Source organism: Photobacterium rosenbergii (assembly GCF_033022775.1).
Taxonomy (GTDB): Bacteria; Pseudomonadota; Gammaproteobacteria; order Enterobacterales; family Vibrionaceae; genus Photobacterium; species Photobacterium rosenbergii_A.
Window position 1 is genome coordinate 375750 of the sequence record NZ_JAWJZI010000004.1, and the last position, 23137, is coordinate 398886.

Annotated in this window: 19 protein-coding genes; 14 read left to right on the top strand and 5 right to left on the bottom strand. The window is 50.4% G+C overall.

The features are described 5' to 3' along the window. Window positions 1-355: 355 nt before the first annotated feature. From R2X38_RS12590 to R2X38_RS12605, 4 genes are all read left to right on the top strand, one after another. Window positions 356-2383 carry a DUF885 domain-containing protein gene (locus R2X38_RS12590; RefSeq protein ID WP_317522593.1) on the top strand — a complete coding sequence of 676 codons (2028 nt, stop codon included), beginning with the start codon at window positions 356-358 and terminating at the stop codon, window positions 2381-2383. A 553-nt stretch (window positions 2384-2936) separates the two neighbouring features. After that, on the top strand, window positions 2937-4100 hold the full coding sequence (locus tag R2X38_RS12595) for a glutathionylspermidine synthase family protein (protein ID WP_317522594.1): 1164 nt from the start codon (window positions 2937-2939) through the stop codon (window positions 4098-4100). Between the two features lie 171 nt (window positions 4101-4271). Beyond that, window positions 4272-5258, top strand: a complete 987-nt coding sequence (locus R2X38_RS12600) for a DUF3187 family protein (RefSeq protein ID WP_317522595.1) — start codon at window positions 4272-4274, stop codon at window positions 5256-5258. 158 nt (window positions 5259-5416) lie between these two features. Beyond that, on the top strand, window positions 5417-5872 hold the full coding sequence (locus R2X38_RS12605; protein ID WP_317522596.1) for a glycine zipper family protein: 456 nt from the start codon (window positions 5417-5419) through the stop codon (window positions 5870-5872). A 7-nt stretch (window positions 5873-5879) separates the two neighbouring features. On the opposite strand, the gene R2X38_RS12610 is transcribed toward R2X38_RS12605, so the two are convergent. Further along, window positions 5880-6815 (bottom strand): LysR family transcriptional regulator, encoded by a 936-nt coding sequence (locus R2X38_RS12610; RefSeq protein ID WP_317522597.1) that lies wholly within the window; start codon window positions 6813-6815, stop codon window positions 5880-5882. A 251-nt stretch (window positions 6816-7066) separates the two neighbouring features. Here R2X38_RS12610 and R2X38_RS12615 point away from each other — a divergent pair, with 251 nt between their 5' ends. Beyond that, entirely contained in the window at window positions 7067-8053 is a 987-nt protein-coding gene (locus tag R2X38_RS12615) for an HlyD family secretion protein (protein ID WP_317522803.1), read from the top strand. Between the two features lie 3 nt (window positions 8054-8056). Further along, complete coding sequence (locus R2X38_RS12620; RefSeq protein ID WP_317522598.1) at window positions 8057-9628, top strand: DHA2 family efflux MFS transporter permease subunit; 1572 nt, start codon at window positions 8057-8059, stop codon at window positions 9626-9628. Between the two features lie 173 nt (window positions 9629-9801). Here the strand turns inward: R2X38_RS12620 and R2X38_RS12625 are convergent, their stop codons facing one another. Then, entirely contained in the window at window positions 9802-10446 is a 645-nt protein-coding gene (locus R2X38_RS12625; protein WP_317522599.1) for a MurR/RpiR family transcriptional regulator, read from the bottom strand. 178 nt (window positions 10447-10624) lie between these two features. Here R2X38_RS12625 and R2X38_RS12630 point away from each other — a divergent pair, with 178 nt between their 5' ends. The 5 genes from R2X38_RS12630 to def all read left to right on the top strand — a co-directional run bounded on the left by R2X38_RS12630 (window position 10625) and on the right by def (window position 17874). Next, window positions 10625-12034, top strand: coding sequence for a PTS fructose transporter subunit IIBC (locus R2X38_RS12630; protein WP_317522600.1), 1410 nt, complete (start codon window positions 10625-10627; stop codon window positions 12032-12034). Window positions 12035-12138: 104 nt separating this feature from the next. Next, window positions 12139-14823 carry a glycoside hydrolase family 38 C-terminal domain-containing protein gene (locus R2X38_RS12635; protein ID WP_317522601.1) on the top strand — a complete coding sequence of 895 codons (2685 nt, stop codon included), beginning with the start codon at window positions 12139-12141 and terminating at the stop codon, window positions 14821-14823. After that, window positions 14823-16538, top strand: coding sequence for an alpha-amylase family glycosyl hydrolase (locus tag R2X38_RS12640; RefSeq protein ID WP_317522602.1), 1716 nt, complete (start codon window positions 14823-14825; stop codon window positions 16536-16538). The genes R2X38_RS12635 and R2X38_RS12640 overlap by 1 nt, the downstream gene beginning before the upstream one ends. Window positions 16539-16549: 11 nt before the next feature. Further along, window positions 16550-17176: a fructose PTS transporter subunit IIA gene (locus tag R2X38_RS12645; RefSeq protein ID WP_317522603.1), complete on the top strand. Its 627-nt coding sequence runs from the start codon at window positions 16550-16552 to the stop codon at window positions 17174-17176. 173 nt (window positions 17177-17349) lie between these two features. Next, entirely contained in the window at window positions 17350-17874 is a 525-nt protein-coding gene (gene def / locus R2X38_RS12650; RefSeq protein ID WP_317522604.1) for a peptide deformylase, read from the top strand. Between the two features lie 90 nt (window positions 17875-17964). On the opposite strand, the gene R2X38_RS12655 is transcribed toward def, so the two are convergent. Next, entirely contained in the window at window positions 17965-19524 is a 1560-nt protein-coding gene (locus R2X38_RS12655; RefSeq protein ID WP_317522605.1) for a cytochrome-c peroxidase, read from the bottom strand. A gap of 400 nt (window positions 19525-19924) precedes the next feature. Between R2X38_RS12655 and R2X38_RS12660 the strand changes: the two genes are divergently transcribed. Next, on the top strand, window positions 19925-20410 hold the full coding sequence (locus tag R2X38_RS12660) for a hypothetical protein (RefSeq protein WP_317522606.1): 486 nt from the start codon (window positions 19925-19927) through the stop codon (window positions 20408-20410). Window positions 20411-20560: 150 nt separating this feature from the next. Then, complete coding sequence (locus R2X38_RS12665) at window positions 20561-21658, top strand: ElyC/SanA/YdcF family protein (RefSeq protein WP_317522607.1); 1098 nt, start codon at window positions 20561-20563, stop codon at window positions 21656-21658. A 90-nt stretch (window positions 21659-21748) separates the two neighbouring features. On the opposite strand, the gene R2X38_RS12670 is transcribed toward R2X38_RS12665, so the two are convergent. Continuing rightward, window positions 21749-22315, bottom strand: coding sequence for a TetR/AcrR family transcriptional regulator (locus R2X38_RS12670; protein WP_317522608.1), 567 nt, complete (start codon window positions 22313-22315; stop codon window positions 21749-21751). Between the two features lie 109 nt (window positions 22316-22424). On the opposite strand from R2X38_RS12670, the gene R2X38_RS12675 reads away from it, so the two are divergent. Next, entirely contained in the window at window positions 22425-22955 is a 531-nt protein-coding gene (locus R2X38_RS12675) for a dihydrofolate reductase family protein (RefSeq protein WP_317522609.1), read from the top strand. On the opposite strand, the gene R2X38_RS12680 is transcribed toward R2X38_RS12675, so the two are convergent. After that, window positions 22952-23095: a hypothetical protein gene (locus tag R2X38_RS12680; RefSeq protein WP_317522610.1), complete on the bottom strand. Its 144-nt coding sequence runs from the start codon at window positions 23093-23095 to the stop codon at window positions 22952-22954. The genes R2X38_RS12675 and R2X38_RS12680 overlap by 4 nt on opposite strands. Window positions 23096-23137 lie beyond the last annotated feature (42 nt).

The following is a 23137-nucleotide window of genomic DNA, read 5'->3' on the forward strand; positions in this document are numbered from 1 at the left end:
ACCACCACAACACAATCTGTGAATATATTTCGACACGCATGTCTCAATTTGATGGCAAACCATGACCTTGCGCCCAAATACAGCAAAAAATCACTTGGCTATATTCAATGATTAACATTCACCCAAACGCGCAACTATGCAGGCCAATGGTAGGTTGCACAGTAAAATTCATAGCCAAAGGAATAGAACGTCACCACTTAACCACACTTTTTTATTATGCAAAATGCGCATAATAAAGCAGGCGGTGCCGCCGTGATCGGGCTCTCAACAACCTCACAGCCAAAGCCTTTACCCTCTTAGCATCCCACGGGATGACAACAAAACAAGATACGATCAAATTCTATGAGGGAATATAATGAACACGACCAAATTGCGCCCTGTAGCCCTTGCCATAATGGCTCTAACAGCACTTGCCGGCTGTAACGACGAAACCACCTATATTGAACAACCAAAACAAACAGAAGATCCCGCCCGGCAGATGCGAGCTGTCTTTGACGGCTACCAAGATGCTATCAATACCCTGGATAGTACCCAGTTCGGCCAAGTCACCGACCAAATGGCCAGTTCACGCCAAGCGGTGGACCGCATGTACCTGGACAAATTAGAGAATCTCGACCGCAGCGCATTAACAGACGAAGATAAGATTTACTACGACACCTTCCAATTCGACCGCAATATTGCTATCCGCGGAGCTTCGCTGCCCAACCCCCGCTTCGGTAATTTTGATATCCCAATTACCCACTTCTACAACTACATTGATTGGAACGCCACCACTGCAGGCGCAGTACAAAAAACGCCAGAAGATTACCAAAAACACCTTCAGGTTATCCGAGAGTTCACCGCCTGGACCAATAACCTGCATTCACAATATGCCATGGGAATCGTCGACAAGGCTCGTCTACCTGTAGTACTAACCAACCGTTTAGTTGAAAGTACCGAAAAAGCCCTGGCCGTAGATAGCGACCCTTATGGGCTTCTTCGCTTAGGCCTAAGCGACATTGAGAGCCACAGCGACCAATACGACGACAGTTTTATTGCCGAATATGAAAAGGCAACAGATGATGCTGCCAATGCAGTAAGCAGTTTAATCGCCTTCCTTAAGACTGATTATATTAACGATGCTCGGGGTACAGGCTTAGATACTGATACCAACATTGGTTGGGGCGATCTGCCCAATGGCCAAGCTTGGTACCAGTGGCAACTGGACCGCAACAGTACCACTGGCAAGCCCGCGATGGAATTGAGCCAACTTGGCGAAGACCTGGTTGCCGATGCCAAAGCAGAAATGCTGAGAGTGGCCAAAGTAATCGTGGAAAAAAGAGGCAACTCGGTGAAAGCCAAATGGCGCGAAAACGATGATAGCATCACAGAGAAGACCTTTGTCCTGGCCGATGATAGCGGCAACATCAACCTCAATACGTTCTTCGATTACCTCAACAGCGAACAGTTCTTCTATGGCCGCGATGGCGAGAATGTCTCCGGCACCGACTACGCCGAACTGTGTAAGGCTGCTTCTTCTCAGAGTGCCTGTGAAGCCGCTCTAGTCGATTACAACATCTTCAAGCGTGACGCCAATGACGTCGTTGCCAAGTACTTCAAGCCTATCAAAACCGACTACACCATCGTCCCTGTCCCAGCGGCACGCGAGCTTTATGACGGTGTCGCTTCATACGGTAACAACGAATTCAACCTCAACACCCACCCAGATTACAGCCTGCAGAAATGGAATGTTTCCACCTTGCTGCTACATGAAGCCGCACCGGGTCACCACTTCCAGAATGCCTATTCCATCGAATACCCACCAGCGGATAAACCTGACTACATCAAGGGCGTCTGGTATACCGCCTATGCTGAAGGCTGGGCACTTTATACCGAATGGCTGGGCCTAGAGATGGGTATTTATGGTGAGCTTAACGACGACGGCAAACCAACGTTCGTCAACGCCACCGGGATGTGCAAGCCTGACCTGGATTACACCACTTTCCAGGGCGGTATTTATAAAGATGCTGAGGAGTGTAATGCCCTGCAGTATTTCGGCAGCCTCAACGAAGCCCAGCTTCGCAACATGCGCCTTGCGGTCGATACTGGTATCCACGCCAAGGGCTGGAGCATAGAGCAAGCTCAAGAATATATGGATGCTAACTCCGCCCTGGGTAACGGTGACATCGAATCGGAAAGCTACCGCTACGCGGCCTATGTCGGTCAAGCCGTATCATACAAATCCGGTTACTTGGTGATCAAAGAGATGCTCGATAAAGCACAGAGCGAGCTAGGCGGGCAGTTCGAGTGGGCCGCCTTCCATGATCAGCTACTGAAATACGGCGATCAGCCTATGGAAGTGGTTGAAACCAGTATTGAAAACTGGATCAAAACTCAACAATAAATCATAGGGGAATGTTGCCTGTCCGCTTGCGGGCGGGCAGCAAATCAACAGAGGAAGCAAAAGAGAAAAGGAAAAAATGGGTAAGCACCAAGTTAAAGCAAAAGGTTGGCTGGCCAAGTGGCTTACTCAAGGAACGGTGAACAATAACTATTTACCAGTAACTTACCCGAACGATTATTTGTAGTGATGTTAAACCTTACAGGTACGAAGCATGCAACCTGAATTTAACGGGGCTACTATACCCCGCAGGACACACAAAAATGTGACATATATCAATCTAGCGCGCATGAAATATGTACAGGAATAAGCGTGTGTAACAAGATGCAAATGGTGGTAAGTAAAAACCATAAAACTCAATTTTGTTTATATTTTACTCATTCATTGGCTGATTTATTTCCCTGCCAAGGCGATGTTGTCCCATCTCTAAATTTTCATTACAACTGACTTATTTTCGCTTGATCCCATGCCATACTGGGCAGCAACGTCTCTTCGAGCCATTTACTTTGAAGTTTTCACTTCAAAGCATTCACATCGGGAACATCTAGGAAAGCACATGTTAAGGATCAACAGCAAAGAACGCCCTCACTGGCGAGAGCTTGCCAAGGAATATGGCTTCGGTTTTCACACTATGTATGGCGAGCCCTACTGGGACGAAACCGGCTATTACCAGTTTACCCTGCAGCAGATTGAGCGGGATTTGGAAGATCCCACCGAGGAAATCCACCAGATGTGCCTCGAGGTGGTTGATGAGGTCGTCGCGGATGAATATTGGCTACAACGATTCCAGATCCCAGAGGCGATGTGGCAACCCATCCTGGACTCATGGCGCAGTAAAGAGCCCTCACTCTATTCCAGGCTCGATTTTGCCTACGACGGTACCGGCTTTGCCAAACTGTACGAGAACAATGCAGATACCCCAACCTCGCTGTATGAGACCGGCTTTTGGCAGTGGCTATGGCTGGAAGATATGGTCAACAGCGGCGCGATCCGCCGCGATGCTGATCAGTTCAACCTTTTACAAGAGCTGCTGATTGAGCGCTTCAAAACGCTTTCACGCCAGCAACCGGGCCAGACCCTTCACTTCTCCTGCTGCAAAGATACCGTCGAGGATAGGGGTACAGTGCAATACATGGAGGACTGTGCCAAGGAAGCAGGCCTGTCGACATCGTTTGTTTTTGTTGAGGATATCGGTATCAACGGCAAGAAAGAATTTACCGATATGACCGATAAGCCCATCCGCTGGATGTTCAAGCTCTATCCGTGGGAGTTCATGCTGCGCGAAGAATACGCCAAATACCTACCAGCCAATCCCATCAACTGGCTGGAGCCAATGTGGAAATCGGTATTGAGCAACAAGGCATTGCTTCCCATGCTATGGCACAAATTCAAGGGACACCCTAATCTGCTACCGGCCTATTTTGCCGATGATCCAGGGCTTGGCGAGCTCAAGGACTATGTCATCAAGCCAATATTTGCCCGCGAGGGGGCCAATATCACTATCGTCGAAAACGGCAAACAGACCCAGCGCGTCGATGGGCCTTATGGCGATGAGGGGGTGATCTACCAGGCCTACCATCCGCTGCCTAAATTCAACAACGCCTACACCTTGATCGGCAGCTGGCTGGTCGACGATCATGCCGGCGGAATATCCATCCGCGAAGACCGCTCACGGATCACCCAGGATATGTCGCGCTACTTGCCGCATATCATTTTGTAGCTTGAAGGGGCGTATCACATTTAAACCAGCGTCCCCCTTTCGGAGAGCTATAATGAACATTCAACATCTTGAAAATCTTTGCATTGCTTTGTTACCTATTTAGCGCAGCGACAGCAAAATTGAGTATAACAACGGGGCAAAGGACAAGATTACATCTGCATCGGCTCCCCTATGGATAAAAACTATAAGCATTACTCAGCGCTTATTGCTCTATCACTGCCACTATTCGCAGGCCACGCCTATGCCAACGATGATCCTCGCTTCGCCGATTATGGCCCGCTGAAAACCTATGCCCAATCGCCTCTTCAATCCAATGCCCTTACACCGTTAGTCAGAACTGGCTTTAGCCATGCACCAGATACTGTTGAACTCTATACCACCGGTACCATAGCCAGTGTCTGGGCGCACACCGATGATTACAGCGCCGACTATTACCAGAATGCTCTCTCCATCGGCGGCTATTGGCAGCTAAATAATCAATGGACGTTGGAGCTTGATTACACTTGGCGCTTTGCCGCCAATAATCGGTTAGATACCTTAACCAAGGCCTTCCACGACTGGTTCGGCATCGGCCAAAATGGCCGTGATGAAGTTGATGACCACTCCTTTGATATCTCGGTACCGCAGTACGGTGTGGAGATCCACGACTTCGAAGGGGACACCATCAGCAATGCTTTCTCTCTCTATTCCAGTTACCAGATTTTAGAGAACAAGCACCATGGTTTGTCTTTGGGAGGAACGCTGTATTTTAACTATGCGGGTAGCGGGCCTTTCAAAACCAGCAACTTCGAGCAGGCATTGCAGCTCAACTACAGCTACCGAACCGGCAAACACAGTGTTTATACTTTGCTCGGCGTTTCCTATCGCCATAATGACGCGGTGCTGGCCCAAATCAAATACAATAAATTCACCTTTGCCACCGGTGTTAGTTACCAATACCAGATCAGCCCCAAGCACCGCTTTCTTACCGAAATACATGTGTATGAAGGGGCCAGTGACGCGACATCGGATTTGAGCGAGCCGTCTACTGAATTCTTGCTGGGGTATCGTTATCACACCCAAAGTGGTGCGATAGAGCTATCGATGATCGAAAATGTCTTTAATATGGACAACAGTACCGACATCGCCTTTACAGTCGGTTACCGCCACAGGATGTAACGGATAGCCTCAATTTACATTGTAAATATTTCCGTCCAAGTGCCTAAATATTGCTCTGTTAGCATTAGGAAACAAAAAATAAAAAACACTGTATTGAAGAACATAGCGTTTCGCCCTACCATAGCGGCCATCTCTCTTCGGCCAGCGAAAACAGACCTGTGAAAAATGTAGCCCTACTGATGTGTACCGCTTTACTTTCTGCCTGCTCATACAATGCTGCGCCAGTTGTCGGCTCCCATGACAAAACCCAGCTCGAGTACGAACAAGACTTGGCTGAATGCCGCGAGAAAACCCAAGAAGTCGACAAAAGTGAAGCAGTGCGCACCAGTGCCACCAATATGGCGATGATCGGTACCGCAGCAGGTGCACTTGGTGGCTTGCTGTCCGATGATGTCGGTATGGGCGAGAGTATGGTTTGGGGTTTGGCGCTTGGCGCTGGAACCGGTGCTGCTATCGGTTCGGTCAAAGCGACCCAAACCCAGTCTTTGGTATTGCGCCGCTGCATGGAGCTCAAGGGCTACCAGATCCTTGATGCCGAAGTCGATGATTTAGCCAGTGTCGAACTGGAAGCTGACGCAGATGCAACTAGCGAACAGCAACTCGCTTCAAACTAACTCAGTGCTATTGGCTGGCTGTGCTTGTGGCTGAATTTGCAGATTGTGTTTTCACCCGCAGTTCAAACTGCTCGACCAAAAAGTCCACCAGCACCCGCAGCCGCTTGGGCATCAACTTTCGCTGCGGATAAACCAAACTGACCGGCACCAACGGCATATCCCACTGCGGTAACAACTGAAACAGTTTTCCCGACGCAAAATGTTCACGGCAGATAAACTCAGGCAGTACAGCAATACCTAGTCCATCCAGACAAGCCGAAAGGGAAGCGGTGATGGTATTGACCTTCAAGCGGTAGGGCAAATCGATACTGACTTCTCCCCCTTCGTGCATCAGGTGCCAGTTGGGTAATTTCACAGCCTTGTTATGGATCTTGATTTGATGATGCGGCGGCTTGAGCTCTTCCGGAGCGGTGATCATGCCATATTGTTCGAGATATTCTGGGCTAGCCGCCAAAACCCGACGAGATTCAGTGAGTTTTCTCGACACTAGGCTGGAATCATCCAACTCGCCCACTTGAGCATAGAGATCGATCCCCTCACCAATGATATCGACTTCACGGTTGGTCATTTCAACATGCAGCGACACATGCGGGTACTGTTTCAAAAAGGCATTGAGAAAACCCCCCATCACCTGATGCCCCAACTCCACCGGCATCACCACATATAGCCGGCCGCGGATCAGATCTTGGTTTGCGCTGACCTCAAGCTCAGCCTGTCCCATGATTTCAAGCATCTGTACACACGACTGGTAAAAAGCTTCTCCTTCAGGTGTCAGGATCAAACTGCGGGTCGACCGCGTGATCAAACGCACACCTAGGTGCTCTTCCAGCTCGGCAACTTTTCGGCTAACCGTCGACTTGGTCATATCAAGAGCATCTGCGGCCTGAGTAAAACTACCACAATCAACAACTTGTGAGAAAATCGCTACAGAATTCAAGTCCATCACAACCCCGCCTTTCAACCATTAGTAAGATTTGTGCAACAGTGTTTCCCTTTTTTCTTATCTTATCAACCAATCGAGATCATTTACAATTTGAAACACTTTCCGAACGCCAATTCTTATAAGACACAGAGGATAAAATGGCCGATCATCCCCAAGCGCCTGCAGCAGCCAATGCTAACCAGCCACAAACCACACCTACAGCACTTCCAAAACGCAACAAGAAAAAAGCACCATTGATCGCTACCTTGATCATGCTTTCGCTCGGTGCCGTCGGCGCAGGCTATTGGTATGGCTACGGCCAATATTTCGAATCCACCGACAATGCCTACCTGCAAGGCGATATCACCAACATCAGCCCCAAGGTCGGTGGCTATATCACCAAGTCTTTCGTCTCTGATAACCAGCAGGTCAAAGCCGGCGATCTATTGGCCAAAATCGATGACCGTGACTTCGAAGCGGCATTGGATCAAGCCAAGGCGAATTTAGCTGTTAGCCAGGCGGCTATCGACAACCTCCATGCTCAGGAGCAGCTGCAAAAGACCCAGATCCGTCAGGTAGAAAGCCAAATTGCGTCAGCGAAAGCCGAGTTCGAGCGAGCCAAGCAGCAAGTTGCGCGTACACGCAGCCTACTCAAACGCAATTACTCGTCACAGGACGAGCTCGACAGCATGACCTCGCACCAGAAGGTGACTGCCGCCCAGCTCGAAGAAGCCAATGCCAGCTACCAAGGCGCCAAAGATCAGCTCGTGGTTATTGCCAGCCAAATCAAGCAGGCCGAGGCCGCAGTAACCGAAGCGCAAGCGCAATTGGAGCAGGCCGAGCTTAATCTTACCTATACCAATATCTATGCACCCGTTGACGGCATCGTGGGTAAACGTAGCCTGCGGGTTGGCCTATACGTTCAGCCGGGTATGCCGCTGATGAGCTTGGTGCCCACCTCCAATGTATGGATCGAAGCCAACTTCAAGGAAACCCAGCTCAGCGGGATCCACAAAGGCCAAACTGTCACCGTTGAACTGGATGCTTTCCCGGACCAACCGCTGCAAGGTGTCGTCGATAGCTTCTCGCCGGCAACCGGTGCGAAGTTCGCACTATTGCCACCAGAAAATGCCACCGGCAACTTCACCAAGATTGTCCAGCGCGTACCGGTGAAAATTACCATTCCCGACCCTCAAGGGTTGAAAGGCCGCTTGATCCCCGGCTTGTCGGTCGTGGCAACGGTTGATACACGGGGCTAAGTCATGGGGGCCGATATCACAACAGCTCAACAGCAACAGGTTCATGCTGTTGAAAGCGGGACGCTTCATGTGCCTCGCCGCCACTGGATCGCCCTGTTCGGCGGCCTGATTGGCGCGTTCATGGCAATCCTGGATATCCAGATCACCAACTCTTCACTCAAAGATATCCAGGGGGCGCTATCAGCCACGCTGGATGAGAGTTCGTGGATCTCCACTTCTTATCTGGTGGCCGAGATGATCGCCATCCCGCTCAGCGGATGGCTGTCGAAAGCGCTGGGAAAACGGCGTTACCTAACCTGGACCACGGCAATTTTCACCCTGTCGTCCTTCTTGTGTTCGCTGTCATGGAACATGAGCTCGATGATCGTCTTTCGTGCTATGCAGGGTTTCAGCGGCGGTGCCTTGATCCCGTTGGCGTTCTCGTTGGTGATACAGCTTCTACCAATCCAGAAGCGTGCGGTAGGGATGGCGCTGTTCGGTGTCACAGCCACATTTGCCCCGTCCATCGGGCCGACTTTCGGTGGCTGGCTGACCGAGAACCTATCATGGCACTACATTTTCTATATCAACATCCCACCGGCGATCTTGGTCATTTCTATGATCCGCTATGGCTTGGATGACGAGCCGCTCAACCTAGGCACCTTGCTCAAAGCCGACTGGTTCGGGATAGTCACCATGGCGCTAGGGCTTGGCTGTTTGGAAGTGGTATTGGAAGAAGGCAACCGCGAAGAGTGGTTCAGCTCGAGCTTTATTGTCACGCTGGCGATCATCTCGGGCGTGAGCCTGGTGTACTTTGTCATCAACGAACTACAGCACGACAAGCCACTGGTAAACCTGCGGCTGCTGCGAGAGAAACAGTTTGCGATGTCATGTCTAGCGTATTTGATCCTTGGGATGGCGCTGCTCGGTTCGATTTATGTGTTGCCGCTCTACTTAACCCAAATCCAGCGCTACAACGCGATGGAAATCGGTGAAGTACTGATGTGGATGGGCTTCCCCCAGCTGCTGCTGTTTCCCATCGTGCCAAAGCTGGTCCAGTTCATCAAACCCAAGTACTTGGTAACATTCGGCTTTACCATGTTTGGCCTGAGCTGCTACGTCAACACCCACATGACGGTGGATTTCGGCGGCCAGCAGCTGATCCTCTCCATGGTGCTGCGTGCTATCGGCAGTCCGTTTATCATGGTGCCGTTGTCCCTGGTGGCGATGAAGCACATCAGCAAAGCCGACACACCAGATGCATCGACCCTGACCAATGTCATGCGCAACCTCGGTGGGGCATTCAGTATCGCGATTATTGCTACTCTGCTGGATAACAAAACCCGGGAACACCTCGGGCACATCAAAGAATCACTTCCGAGTGTCAGCACCAATGGCTGGCAGCAGTTGTTGCAGCAGAGTGATTTCTTTATCAAGGCAGGTAGTGATGCTGGTACCGCGATGCAGCAGGCCCAAGCGACTCTGCTGTCAACCATGCAGCGTGATGCCGCCATCATGGCCTACAACGATGTGTTCCTAATGATGACCGCCTTCCTTGCTTTCGCCGCTGTGCTGATCATGTGTATGGATGATTAAGAAGAACCCAAGCTTTGAAAGCGATCGGATGGTCAGGCAACCTATCGGGAATGATTTCAAAACCTACCCGCCATGGACGGCGGGTTGGAGTTACATGGATGTACTCGCACGTTTTTGAAATTATTTCCGGTTGGTTGACAAAACAGCAGGTGGACTAACAGTTTTACACCTATCTACGTCAGCAGCTGCTCACCCAACTTATCGACCACTTCCAATATGTGCAGCTGGCTCTCCCGGCTGTACAGCGATATCCCATCGATCTGCTCTTCCAGATTCACATTGAGATGGCTAATTTGGCTCAAAGTTGAGCCGCGCAGGCTAATCGAGAATACCTTCATTCCTTTGCGTTTGGCATTGTGGGCCATGTCCACCACCGCGTTGGTTTCCCCCGATTTGCTGATCAGTACCAAAATACCCGCGTTAGCCATGGTGAGCTGGTGAATATCGGTGATCACCAAGTGGGGAATATTGGCCAGCGACAAAAAACGGGACAGGTAATTCACACTGACAATCGATGCACCACGGGAGTAGAGGTAGACCACATTGGTGGCTTTGAGGCCAGATGCCAGCTTGGCAATGACTGCCTGATCTTGCCCTTCGTCTTCCGCTGACGAACGCTGGCCAGCCAAGTCTGCCGCTAGCTTGTAGCGGAGCTCTGTATAGCTGGCATAGCCCATTTTCTTGCACACCCGGTTGACCGAAGTCGTGGTGGTCAACGCCTTAGCTGCTATCTCCTTGGCCGAAATCTCGCCCAATTGCTTAGCGTGGCTAATAATAAACTCATAGATAATGCGTTCGGTCCCACGGAAGGTATTCATTGTAATAATTGTCGTCACGTCGTCATTGGATGGGCGTATTTAATCGCGAACAGCGGATGAAAATCCGTGAGTAAGCTCTCAAAAGTATCGTCATACGCACCTTGTACCAAGAAACCATAACGCTTGCCGATCGCCGCTTTTTATACTGTCTGCAGTTTAGAACAATGGATATGAAACCATGGCGAAGAAAAAACTGGTCGCAGTAACGGCTTGCCCTACAGGTATCGCCCATACGTTTATGGCGGCAAAGAAAATTCAGAGCTGGGCTGAAAAGCAAGGCTATGAAGTCAAAGTAGAAACGCAGGGCAGTGACGGGGTCAAAAACAAACTGACCGCCCACGACATTGCCAGCGCTGATGCTGTTGTCCTGGCTGTCGACGTACCTATCATGGACATGGATCGCTTTGACAATGCCAACCCGCTGCAAGTACGCACTCAGGAATTGATCAAGCATGTCGATGTCCTGCTGCCAGAAGCCATGAAACGGGAGAAAGACAAGTCCACTTCTGGGGCTGTTCTACCGGTTCAGGAAAAACGCTCTGCCTACCAAGTGTTTATCGGCCACATCATGACAGGTATCAGCTACATGCTACCAGTGGTTGTGCTTGGTGGCCTGCTGATGGCGGTCGCCAAGATCACCGGTGAATTCGTTGATATCTCCGGTACCCCGGTCGAAACCCTAGACCGCCTTGGTTTCATGACCATCAAATTCATGTACCCAATCTTCGCTGCCTACCTCGCCTATTCCATTGCCGGCAAGCCCGCACTGGTACCGGCCTTTATCGGCGGGGTAATGAGCGACGAGGTCTACAAACGCTTCTTCGGCATCGAGGTATGGGCACCATCAGGCTTCTTCGGTGCTATCGCCATCGGCTTCCTGATTGGTTATCTGGTTCGCTACCTCAACGACACCATCAAGGTGAAATCTGAGCTTACCACCTTGAAAACCATGCTGCTGGTACCGCTGATCAGTGGTGTTGTCATGGTGTTGACTATGGAATACGCGATCAACCCGTTCTTTGGTGCCGTCAACATGGCGATGGTCAAACTGTTTACTGAAGCTGGTGATGCAGGCCGTGGTATTTACTCGATGGTCATTGCTGCCGGTACCGCCTTTGACCTTGGTGGCCCAATCAACAAAGCCGCAGGCTCGGTTGCCCTTGGCCTTAACGGCATGGGTGAGAACTTCGACCTGATTGCCCGTGAACTGGGTATCGTTATTCCGCCTATCGGTGTCGGTATCGCTGCCCTGCTTGACGGCAAGTTCCGCCCCCGCGTATTCAGCCGCGAAGAGCAAACGGTCGGTAAAACCTCGCTGATGCTCGGCCTTATCGGTATCTCGGAAGGGGCTATCCCGTTCATTCTGAAAAACCCGAAAATGATCCCGATTATGATCCTCGGCTCAATCATCGGTACCCAGCTGGCCGTTGTACTCAACGTATGGCAGAGCCTACCACTGCCGGCAGTATGGGGCTGGTTCCTCTCATCGGATCCTGTGAGCTACACCATCTCGGTCATTGCTGGCTCAAGCTTTATCGCTATCGCCCTGCTGCTTTGTACCAAGCCGCAGCCTAAAGGCAGCCACTAGCCACAAGCTTGTTAGCCCAAACGGATTCAAACCTAAACAACAAAGATAGGGGCGGTAAACACTGCCCCTGTCATACCGAATTAAACCAAAGAAGAGAAGTCAGCATGGCTAAAGTGCATGTTATTCCCCACACCCACTGGGACCGTGAGTGGTACTTCACCCAGCAGGACAGCGATGTTCTTGCAACCTACAACTTCACCAAGGTGATCGAGACACTGGAAAGCCAGTCGAGCTATAGCTGCTACCACCTTGATGGACAATCAGCCATTGTTGAAGACTACCTAAAAGTGATGCCGCACATGCGCGAGCGCATGGCGAAACAGGTCAGCGACAAGCGCCTGTTTATCGGCCCTTGGTACACCCAAACTGATACTTTCAACGTTGCTGGCGAATCTATTATCCGCAACCTCAAATACGGCATGCATGTCGCCGAGCAGCTAGGCCACAGCATGACGGTCGGCTACCTGCCGGATACCTTCGGCCACAATGCCCAGATGCCAACCCTGTTCAAAGGCTGCGGAATTGACAATATCATCTTCTGGCGCGGCATCGACTACGACCACCAGGTCGAGCGTTCCAACTTTTTCTGGCAGTCACCGGGCGGCGACAACATCCTTGCCTACAACCTGGTACACGGCTACGGCGCGGCGAAAAATATCGTGGCCGAACCTGCCCACCTCGACAACAAAATCTTCCCTATGGTCGAGAAAATAAAAGCTCTTGCAGGCCTTGACGAAGTGCTGATCCCATCCGGTGGCGATCAGGTTAATATCGATCCTAACTTGCCGGACATCCTAGCCAAGGCCACCGAGCGCAGCTCTGCCGGTGACACCTATGTGATTTCGTCGATGGAAGACTATGTCGATTACCTGCGCCATAACAGCAGCGATTTCGACACCTACAGGGGCGAGTTCAAGATCCCGCGCTATACCCGCATCCATAAAACGATTGGTTCGGTGCGCTACGACATCAAGAAGCTCAACTTCGACATCGAGCAGTTCCTGCTGAAAAAGCTCGAGCTGGTCACCGCGATTGCCAAAGCACACGGTATTACCGTCCACACCGAACTCATTGATATCGCCTGGAAAAAAATCATCGAATGCCATGCCCACGACAGCATGGGCGGCTGCAACAGCGATGCCACCAACGCCGATATTATGCACCGCCTCAAGCAAGCTGAGGAGATCTGCCACGGCCTGTACAACCTGATCGTCAAGGACATCGCCAGCCAGGTGTGCGACGACGGCGAGATAATGGTTTTCAACAACCGAATCAAACCGTATTCCGGTATTACCGATATCGTAGTGTTCAGTACCTTTGGCGATATTACGCTGGAACACAACGGCCAAGCGGTCACTATTGAGCTGGTCAAGCGCGACACGCTCGATGGCGGCAAGGTTATCGAGGTTACCAAGGACGGCGAGAAAGAAGTCCCTGTCCCGCCGTATTACCGTTTCGAGCTCAAGGCCAAGCTCAACGCTATCCCGGCGCTCGGTTACCAGACCCTACAGGTTTGCGAGGCAAGTGCGATGGGCAAAGCCAACATCGATACCTCAACCCAGATCGAAAACGACCGCCTGCACCTTGCTTTGGAGAACGGCGAACTGGTGCTAACCGACAAGCACAGTGGTCGCACCATCACCAACCTCGTTCAGTTTGAAAACCAAGCGGATGATGGTGATTCCTATGATTTCTCACCGCTGGCAGGCGATACCCCGCTGTACTCCCAGCCGCTGTCACTGCTTGGCAGCCAGCGCGGAGAGCTGATGCAGCAAATGACCCTGCAAAGCCGGATCTTGGTACCGCAAGATTTGGAAGACCGCCGCCAGGGGGATGCCAACAGCGAAATCGTATTCAAGCTAACGTTCACCTTGCATCATGGCGAACGCAACCTGCAGGTCGACATTGATACCGTCAACCACGTCAAAGACCACCGGGTGCGTGTCTTAATCAATAGTGATATCAATGCAGCGAGCTCTGTCAGTACCCTGCCGTTTGCTACGATTGAGCGCCCAATTACACCCGTGCTGTTCGGCGCAGAGGAAAACTGGCGCGAGCGCTATCGCGAGTGCCCGGTAGATATCGAAACCACCGAGGGTGCTGTTGCCATCGCCAGCGATGCAGCTGAGCCTAGCAAGGCCCTTATCATCAACGGTCGCGGGATCAAGGAATACCAAATCCTCAAAGCGGCTCACACCAGCCAGCACGACCAGATTGCCCTGACCTTGTTCAAGGCAGTTGGCTACCTAGGCAAAGATGATCTGCTATGGCGTCCGGGGCGTGCATCGGGGATCAACAACACCGTGGTATACACGCCAGATGCCCAGTTGCAGCAATCCATGCGCTTCAGTTTCGCTATCGCCATGACAAAATGTGCCTCACAGCAAGTGATCCGCGAGCTGGAGACCGAATACTTGAACCAGCCGTTTAGCTACCAGAGCCAACGCCTAAACAGCTTTGAAAACCGTCTCGAGCGCTTCCAAGTCCGTTTTGACGCCAAGCCAATGGCCAAAAAGTTCAGCTTGCTCAGTGTTAAAGAGGAACTTGAGCTGTCGAGCGTGTCGCACTCTTTCTACGATAACAAAGCGCTAGTCCTGCGCCTGTTCAACCCAACAGAGCAAGCCATCACCTTGGATATGTCGCAATTCGACAGCTTTGCCGAAGTCGCTATCGTCAACTACCGTGAACAACTGATTGCGGATGCCGAGCCAGTTGTTGCCCCGAACAATACCATCGACCTGCGCCTGATCTGCACGGTCGCTTCAACCTCTGAAAAGGAACATTGCTAATGTTTGCCCAAACCATTACCCAGAAAGTGGCCGATATTTATGGCCAAGAGCAAGCGCCGCAGATCACTGAAGATATTCTTGCGCTAATCGACAAATGGCAGGGTAAAGCCCCTGCCTACCCAGCATGGGTCGACCAGACCACCAGCTACCTGATCACTTATGGCGACAGCATCAGTGAGCAAGGCAAGCCGACATTGGCGACCATGAAAGCCTTTGCCGATAAGTACCTCAAGGGTGCGATCAGCAATATTCATATCCTGCCGATGTTCCCGTATACCTCGGACGACGGTTTCAGTGTGGTTGACTACCGCAAGGTTGATCCGAACCTTGGCGATTGGGGTGAGCTCAATGCCCTGGCTGAGAATTTCAACCTGATGTACGACTGTGTGATCAACCATATCTCCAAGAGCAGTGACTGGTTCCAGGGCTACCTGGCTGGCGATGAGCGCTATCAGGACTATTTCGTCGAATCAGACCCAAGCCTGGATTACAGCAGTGTCACTCGCCCGCGTGCTTTGCCGCTACTAACGTCGTTTACCAAGGCCAATGGCGAGACCACCCATGTCTGGACCACCTTCTCGGATGACCAGATCGATATCAACTTCGCCAACCCGCAAATCTTGCTAGAGAGCATCGATATCCTGTTGATGTATGCGGCCAACGGCGGCCGCTCTATCCGCCTCGATGCGATTGGCTTTATCTGGAAGGTACTAGGTACCAGTTGTATCCACCTGCCGCAGGCCCATGACATTATCAAGCTATGGCGCTTGGTACTGGATATTGCTGCCAGCGGTACCTTGCTGATCACCGAGACCAATGTGCCTCATCCGGAGAACGTGGCCTATTTCGGTGACGGTGATGAAGCCCATATGGTCTATCAGTTCCCTCTACCGCCGCTGACCCTGCACGCCTTCTTGTCCGAGGACAGCTCGGTATTGACCCAGTGGGCTGAAGGGCTGACCCGCGAAGCAATGGAGAACCTCAGTGCCGGCCGCCAGACCACCTACTTCAACTTCCTTGCCAGCCACGATGGGATCGGAGTTCGCCCAACCGAAGGGATCCTGACCGATGCCGACCGCCAGTTCATGTGCAGTGAAGTCGAACGCAAAGGCGGCAGAGTCAACTACAAGCACAATGGCGATGGAACCCAGTCGCCGTACGAGCTCAATATCAACTACCTCAGTGCGATCACCGAGCCAAGCGACACCGACTATGACAAAGCACGCAAGTTCCTTGCCGCACAATCACTGTTGCTGTCGTTTATCGGCGTTCCGGCTATCTACTACCACAGCTTCCTGGGTAGCGAGAATGACATAGCGGGCATGGAAACGTCCGGCATCAACCGCCGAATCAACCGTGAAAAGTTCAGCCTCGGCGAGCTGGAAGGCGAGCTCAATACCCATGGCTCATTGCGCCAGCAGGTATACGGTGAAATGATCACGCTGCTAAACCTGCGCCAGCAGCATGCCGCGTTTTCACCGCTGTCCAAGCAAACCGTGCTGGATCTGGGCAAAGGCTTGTTCGGTTTGATCCGTGGTGAAGGCGAAGAGCGCGTTACTTATGTTCTCAACCTAACCAGCCAACCCCAGCAAGTGAACTTGGCACAGGGCGGGACCGATTTGATCAGCGGCGAAGCCTTCACTGCTCAGCCAACACTGGCACCGTACCAATTTATCTGGTTAGTACCCAACACCAATCAGCAGCATGAACAATAAGGAGCAAGACCATGAAATTGGCCCAATTAACCTCACCTGATTTGATCATGCTCGATGCGGTTTTCGATGACCGCATTACCGCCATCGAAACCCTGACCGATAAAATCGATCAGGCCGGCAAGCTGACTGACCGCCAGATATTCCTTGATGCGGTGCTAAAGCGTGAAGAAGAAGGCCCGACCGCCCTTGGTGAATACCTCGCGGTGCCGCATGGTAAATCCGAAGCGGTTACCGAGCCGGTCTTTGCCTGCGCCTTTGTCAAAGACGAACTGCAATGGCAGGGGCTTGATGGCGACGAGCCGGTCAATATGATTTTCCTGCTGGCTATTCCGCTTGCAGAAGCTGGCTCTACCCATATGCAAGTGCTGACCACCCTGACCTCGTCGCTGGTTGATGACGATTTCCGCGATCAGCTATTGGCCGCACGCACCCAAGCTGAGGTGATGGCGCTATTTGGCGCGGATGAAAAAGAAGCTGAAACAGACGCTGAAGATGCATCCAACACCGCAGATGCCGAGCCGATCGCTGCTGCAGCAATGCAAGAGCAGCCGCAGGATGAGCCGCACAACAGCAAAGCCTACCCGCTGGTCTTGTTGGTTGGCTGCGCCATAGTATTCCTGCTGTTTGCGATGATGTAAGTTCGTTCAGCCCACTCTCCCAACCAAAGCTCCAACCTATAAACAGGCTCTTCATAGAGCCTGTAATCTTTCAAATCATTACAATCAAATTATCAGCGCAGCCCTCTCGCCTATTGCCGCTTTTCCTATCGCCCTATAAGCTTTACCAAGAAACCGTGAAAAGGACTAGCACCATGGAAACGCTCACCATCGCCCAGCTTGGTAACCCCATTTTACGCGAGCACGCCACACCACTTTCGGCCGCCCAATATCAGGAGTTCGCCCCTTTCTTCAATGCGCTTCAACTAAAAATGCTGGAGAATAATGGCGTGGGTATCGCCGCGCCGCAGGTCAGCGAGTCTATCCGCGCATTCATCGTGGCATCCCGACCCAACCCACGCTATCCCGATGCACCGATGATGGAGCCGACCTTGATGCTCAACCCGGAAATTACTTGGGCTAGCGAGAGCATGGAAAAAGACTGGGAAGGCTGCCTGAGCATTCCAGGGATCCGCGCGTTGGTCAACCGCCACTCTCACATCGAGGTACGATACGACACGCTTGAAGGCAAAGAAGTCAAAACCCAGATGGAAGGTTTTATAGCCCGCATCTTCCAGCACGAGCTGGACCATCTCAACGGCTTGGTGTTCCTAGATAGGGCCGAGAGAGCCGATTACTACACCGAGGCCGAGTACCTCAAGTTAATCGGCCAAACATAAATAGCCAGCTTTCATCGAACATAAAAACACCCAAGTGATAAGGCACTTGGGTGTTTTTTGTTTCTAATAGACTGTTTTTACTGCGTTACATTAGAACCTACCGAATGAGAACTTACCAGCAAATGGGTCTTTAGGCTCTGGCTCCTGTGGGAAATGGGAACCGCCCCCCAAGGTGCTGTGCTGCATACGTTTTGGATCCTTGATGTGCAGCTTGTAACGGCTCGGCTTGGTTGGGTGTGTCTGATCACTGAGCGTTTTCAGGTAAGCAACAACCGCCAACTCTTCATCCTCGGTTAAAAGCAGGTTCCCAACACCGAACTGCGCAAACTGGAAAGTCAAACTATGCTCTGGTTTTGGCCAACAATCATTCGCTATAGCTTCTTCTACAGTGGCATTGAAGATATTTTTATCATCTTCGCAGCTAGCTTTTACCGTCGCGGTATTATAGAAATGTACCAACTGCTCCAGAGATTTAAACCAACCATTGTGGGTATACGCTTTGACAAATCCATCGTGTGGGCGCTTATCCACGTTACGAAGAGTTGGCACTTTATGCTGCCCCTCATTAAACGGATTGCCGGTAGTAAATGTCAGGCCTGCATCGGGTTCTGGATCATTGGGAATATTATGGTTGCGAGGCACGCCAATATTAAAGTACCTATCGTTGGTGTAACGTTCAAACTTGCCCTCACCCTGATCATTCCCGCTCTGGTGGCAAGCCGCACAGCGAGCACCGCCAAAGATACCCGGTCCCTGTCGAGGGTCACCCGGTGTTCCTGGCCCCTTAATTCCATAAAATAAATCATGGCCTAAGTTTTCTTGATCGGTGAACCCATCCAGTGGGAAATGACCATCGGCATCATTTTTCAGTGCAATATCGCGCTTTGAATCAAAACGGTTGTTATCACTCGACATCTGCCAAGCCGCAATAGCGACGGCAAACTGGGCGAAAACTTTATCAACGTTTCTCTTACCACATTTAAGATCTTTGCCCCAGGCAAATTTATACAGCTGTTCCCCCCATTCGGTATCGTCCCGCACCTGGATACAGGTCGATCTTTTAGTGGGTTCTTGCTGCTCAACTGGGTTTATGAATGGGCTGGCATGGGCCTGATCGGCCAACGGGCCGAGATATTTCTGGTACATCGCTTTATATTCACTGCTCAACCCAGCAAAAACATCGATGCCTTCCTCTTCAATAACATCTCCTTTGGCACGGCCGTTCCAGAATGCACCACCACATGGCGCATCAGGTGCTGGTCCTGCCCCCGGACAGGCTGGATCAAAGTTTTGCACCCCTTTTCTGCTCCAAGCCTGTTCATAATCCAAGAACTGTAGATACTGGTTTGTTGGCGGCTTCAAGGCCCCCACACTGACTCCATCCGAGCCCCTTACTGCCACTTCGGTATTGTTGATGTGAGAGTTATTGTTAGTTCCGCCGGCCGAACCTTCATGACAGGTCGAGCAAGACATATTGTTGTTGAGAGAAATATTCTCGAAAAACAACCTTTTACCAAACTCTTCAAGGTATGTCATATCGTCAGCTAATACCTGACTCGAAAATGCACTTGCCCCCATAATACCGATAACGAGAGGAATGGAGAGCTTTGCTCCCACCGTATTGGTTAACCTAGTCGTATTCTTACTCATCAAAAATGCTCCCACTTCTTTTTATAATTTGATTAATTGATTTGCACTAAACAACCATCCGTTATGAATTAATAAAAAATGAAGGAGAAAAGTGATCCTTTCTCTTTCCAATTCGTTCATGGTTAAATCTAATACAAGTAAACATAAGCAACGGGGAAGTTAAAGCATTTCTCAACAACAATATAAAGGTCATAGAAATGACTATCTCAATACTTAAAACTCAGAATTCATTCCATTTTTAATATACACCTAATAAGTGGTAAGCAATTAGTTTATGTTCATGTGATTATTATTATAAATGAATACTCTTTTTTGAAATCAATATACTTTATTCATTTATAAGAAATGTGTTTTTTTCGACTATGCTTAAATTAGATATAGCAAAAAGTGGATAATTAACTTGATATATCATGTACATACTTTCAGAAACGCCCTCGTTTCAGTGATTGAAACCCAGTCACATCGATACTGTCACCTTCCCCGTTGGCAAGAGCTCAATGCCTTCCCTTATGGTTCCTGTGATTTAGCCAACAACATGCTGGCAATGTATTTGAGAGAGCAAGGCTATAACCCGAAGGTGATCTGGTGTCGTAATAACCTAGCAGACTACCCGGATATTCTTAGTCATGTTTGGCTGGAAATAGATGATAAATTCGTAGATATCACCATCAGTCAATTTCCGCGCCTCATCCGAGAGCGCGTTCATATTGTGAATAAATATGATATCGGTATTTTGAATGAAATTTATTTTCATTGCCGTAAGAATAACCAATTCGAAGAAAGGGAAGTCGATTTGCGAAACCATGCCGGGTGTGCGGATGAGATATACCAAGCTGTCGCAGTATTGGCTCGAAAGCTTTCAGGCATTCATAAAGCCAATGAATAACATCCAATTCATCATGCAACTATGGAAGCAAGACATCACTTTGTGATATCACGCGCACAGGAGTAGGGATAATTATTACCGGATCACAATTTTAATACCAGGAATGCAATATATTGCTGCCCACCTTGTGATGCATATTAAACAAAAACAATGAAAAAGAATCTTATTGTCCTTGCCCTGAGTGGCCTGCTAAGCCTTTCCTCGACGTCTATCCTGGCTGATCCAGCCCCACAGCACAGTATCCAAGCCAGTACCGAATATAGCCAATTTATTACCAAGCGCCAGGTTGTTGACCAGCTACTTGCCGATGCCGTTACTGCATTCAAATCGCCAGCCCGAATTTCCCATGCTGGCTTTACCGCCAAAATGCCAAGCAACATGGAGATTGTGACAAATCGCCTGCTTGAAGCCTACCAGCTAGAACCATACCGTACCGATTTGCTGATCTCTGCTGCCAATGCCCAGATCTACAACAAGAACGTTGAACGCGCGATTGAGCTATTCGAGCAAGTTCTGACCGTCGCGCCACAGGATGTCGATGCCCATGCCTATCTCGCGGTGTGGCAGCAATTCAAAGGCAATACCGAAGCATCCCTTGAGCATATGAACACGCTCAAAACCCTCAATGCCGGGCGTGCAGCCGATATCCAGCGTATCTTCGATACCGTAAACCGCATTGTGGCTACACCATTGAAAGAGCAACAGGACAAAACCTACGAGGGTAATACGGCAATCGTGACCCTTGGCTATGCCCTGAACCCAGACGGCAGCATGCATGACATTCTGGTCCAACGCCTTGAAATGACCTTGGCAATGGCCAAAGCCCAGCCAAATTCAATGATTGTGCTAACTGGCGGTGTACCACGTAACCACCAAACTGAAGGCAAGCTGATGGCCGACTGGTTGGTTGAAAAAGGCATTGCCCGCAACCGCATCATCGAAGACAACTATGCCCGCAGTACGGTAGAAAACGCACTATACAGTAGCTACGCCCTTGCCCGCCACGATATCGACCACGCGACGATTATCAGCTCGGCAAGCCACGTTCGCCGCGGTCAATCATTGTTCGAGATCGCCTCCTGGCAAACTGGTCCGACAGACATTACTTTCGACACCGTTTCGGCGGCTGACAAGCCACTGGAAGAGCTAAAAGTTCCTTCTGAGGGTGAACTGCTGGGTATCTACCGCGACGCACTTCGTACCTACGGTATGTGGAGCTACCGCTCTTACCCGCTTGAGCAGCGTTAAGCCAGGCATAAATAAAAGCAACTATCCAACCAAGGCAGCCTATTGGCTGCCTTGTTGTTAATTGATAAAGCAGAAAATGCGGAAACATGATCAAGGTTTAACCATCTGCTGCAACGCCTGCATATAAAAACCCAATGGACCTGACAGCATATCGACCTTAAGTTCTTCGCCTGCCTGGCAGCTCATTGCCAAGGCATACCCATGCAGGTAATCCGCCAACATAGACAAGGCATTGTTGCGCAGTTCATCATCCAGCGATAGACCCGCTACCGCCAAATCAAAACGCTCGGTGAATACCGCCGCCGGGCCGTGTGAGGTCATCCCGAGCAAAGTTTCCAGCAGCCCCGGATATTGCGCCAGCAGATTAAGGTAACTTTGACATAGCTTGGTCAACTCTTGTTGCCAATCTCCATTGGGATCAGGGCTATAGATCTTCTCCACCAGCGAAACCGTCACCGCTTCGAGAAGCGCCTGCTTGTTGGTGAAATAGTAATAAATCGCCATAGGATCAACGTCTAGGCTAGCAGCCAGCTTACGAATACTAGGGATCTTTCCCTCTTTTGCCATCAATGTGTTAGCGCACTCGATGATCCGCACTTTGCTCAGCGCCACCGACGCCGCAGCCGGCCTTCCGCGTTTTTTCGCCTTGACAGTCATTCTCTGATCTCTTTACACTTCGCATTATTCTACAATGTAGAATATTATAACCTAAACCTTAGCGGCCTACAAAGCCGTATCTATTTGCAACCCATGCTAGGAGATCACCATGGCAAATATTGTCTACATCGCTACCAGCCTCGATGGCTACATCGCCGATAAGGACGGCAACCTGGATTGGCTACACAGCATCCCCAACCCTGAGGGCAACGATTTGGGTTTCGGTGATTTTATGAACCAGGTCGATGCGTTGGTGATGGGACGCAATACCTTCGAGACGGTATGTGGCTTTGACTGCGAATGGCCATACAGCAAGCCGGTGTTTGTTATCAGCAACAGCCTGGCTTCCATTCCTGAGGGCTATCAGGACAAAGCATTTTTGGTCAGCGGCGAACTGACAGGCATCCTTGCCGAGCTCCAGAGTAAAGGATTCAACGAGCTGTATATCGATGGCGGAAAAACAGTGCAGAGCTTTATGGCTGAGGGGTTGATTGATGAAATGATTATCACCACTATCCCGGTAATTCTAGGCGGTGGAACACCTTTATTTGGCGAAACAGCATCACCTGTGAATTTTGTACTAAAACACAGTGAGGTACTGCTTGATACTATTGTTAAAAATCATTATATGAGGGCTTAATACTCTACCTTTTTAATTTTCAAAGCGTGGAGTAAATGTTTAAGCTCACCGACTGTTAAAGCGGGTATTGTCACCTTGTTATTTATATATACGCAGCTTGTTATTTTATCGGCAAGTTGGTTTATTTCTTTGTCAGTCATATTTGTATACCTTTTCAATAAAGCCGGCTATCACAATAGTCG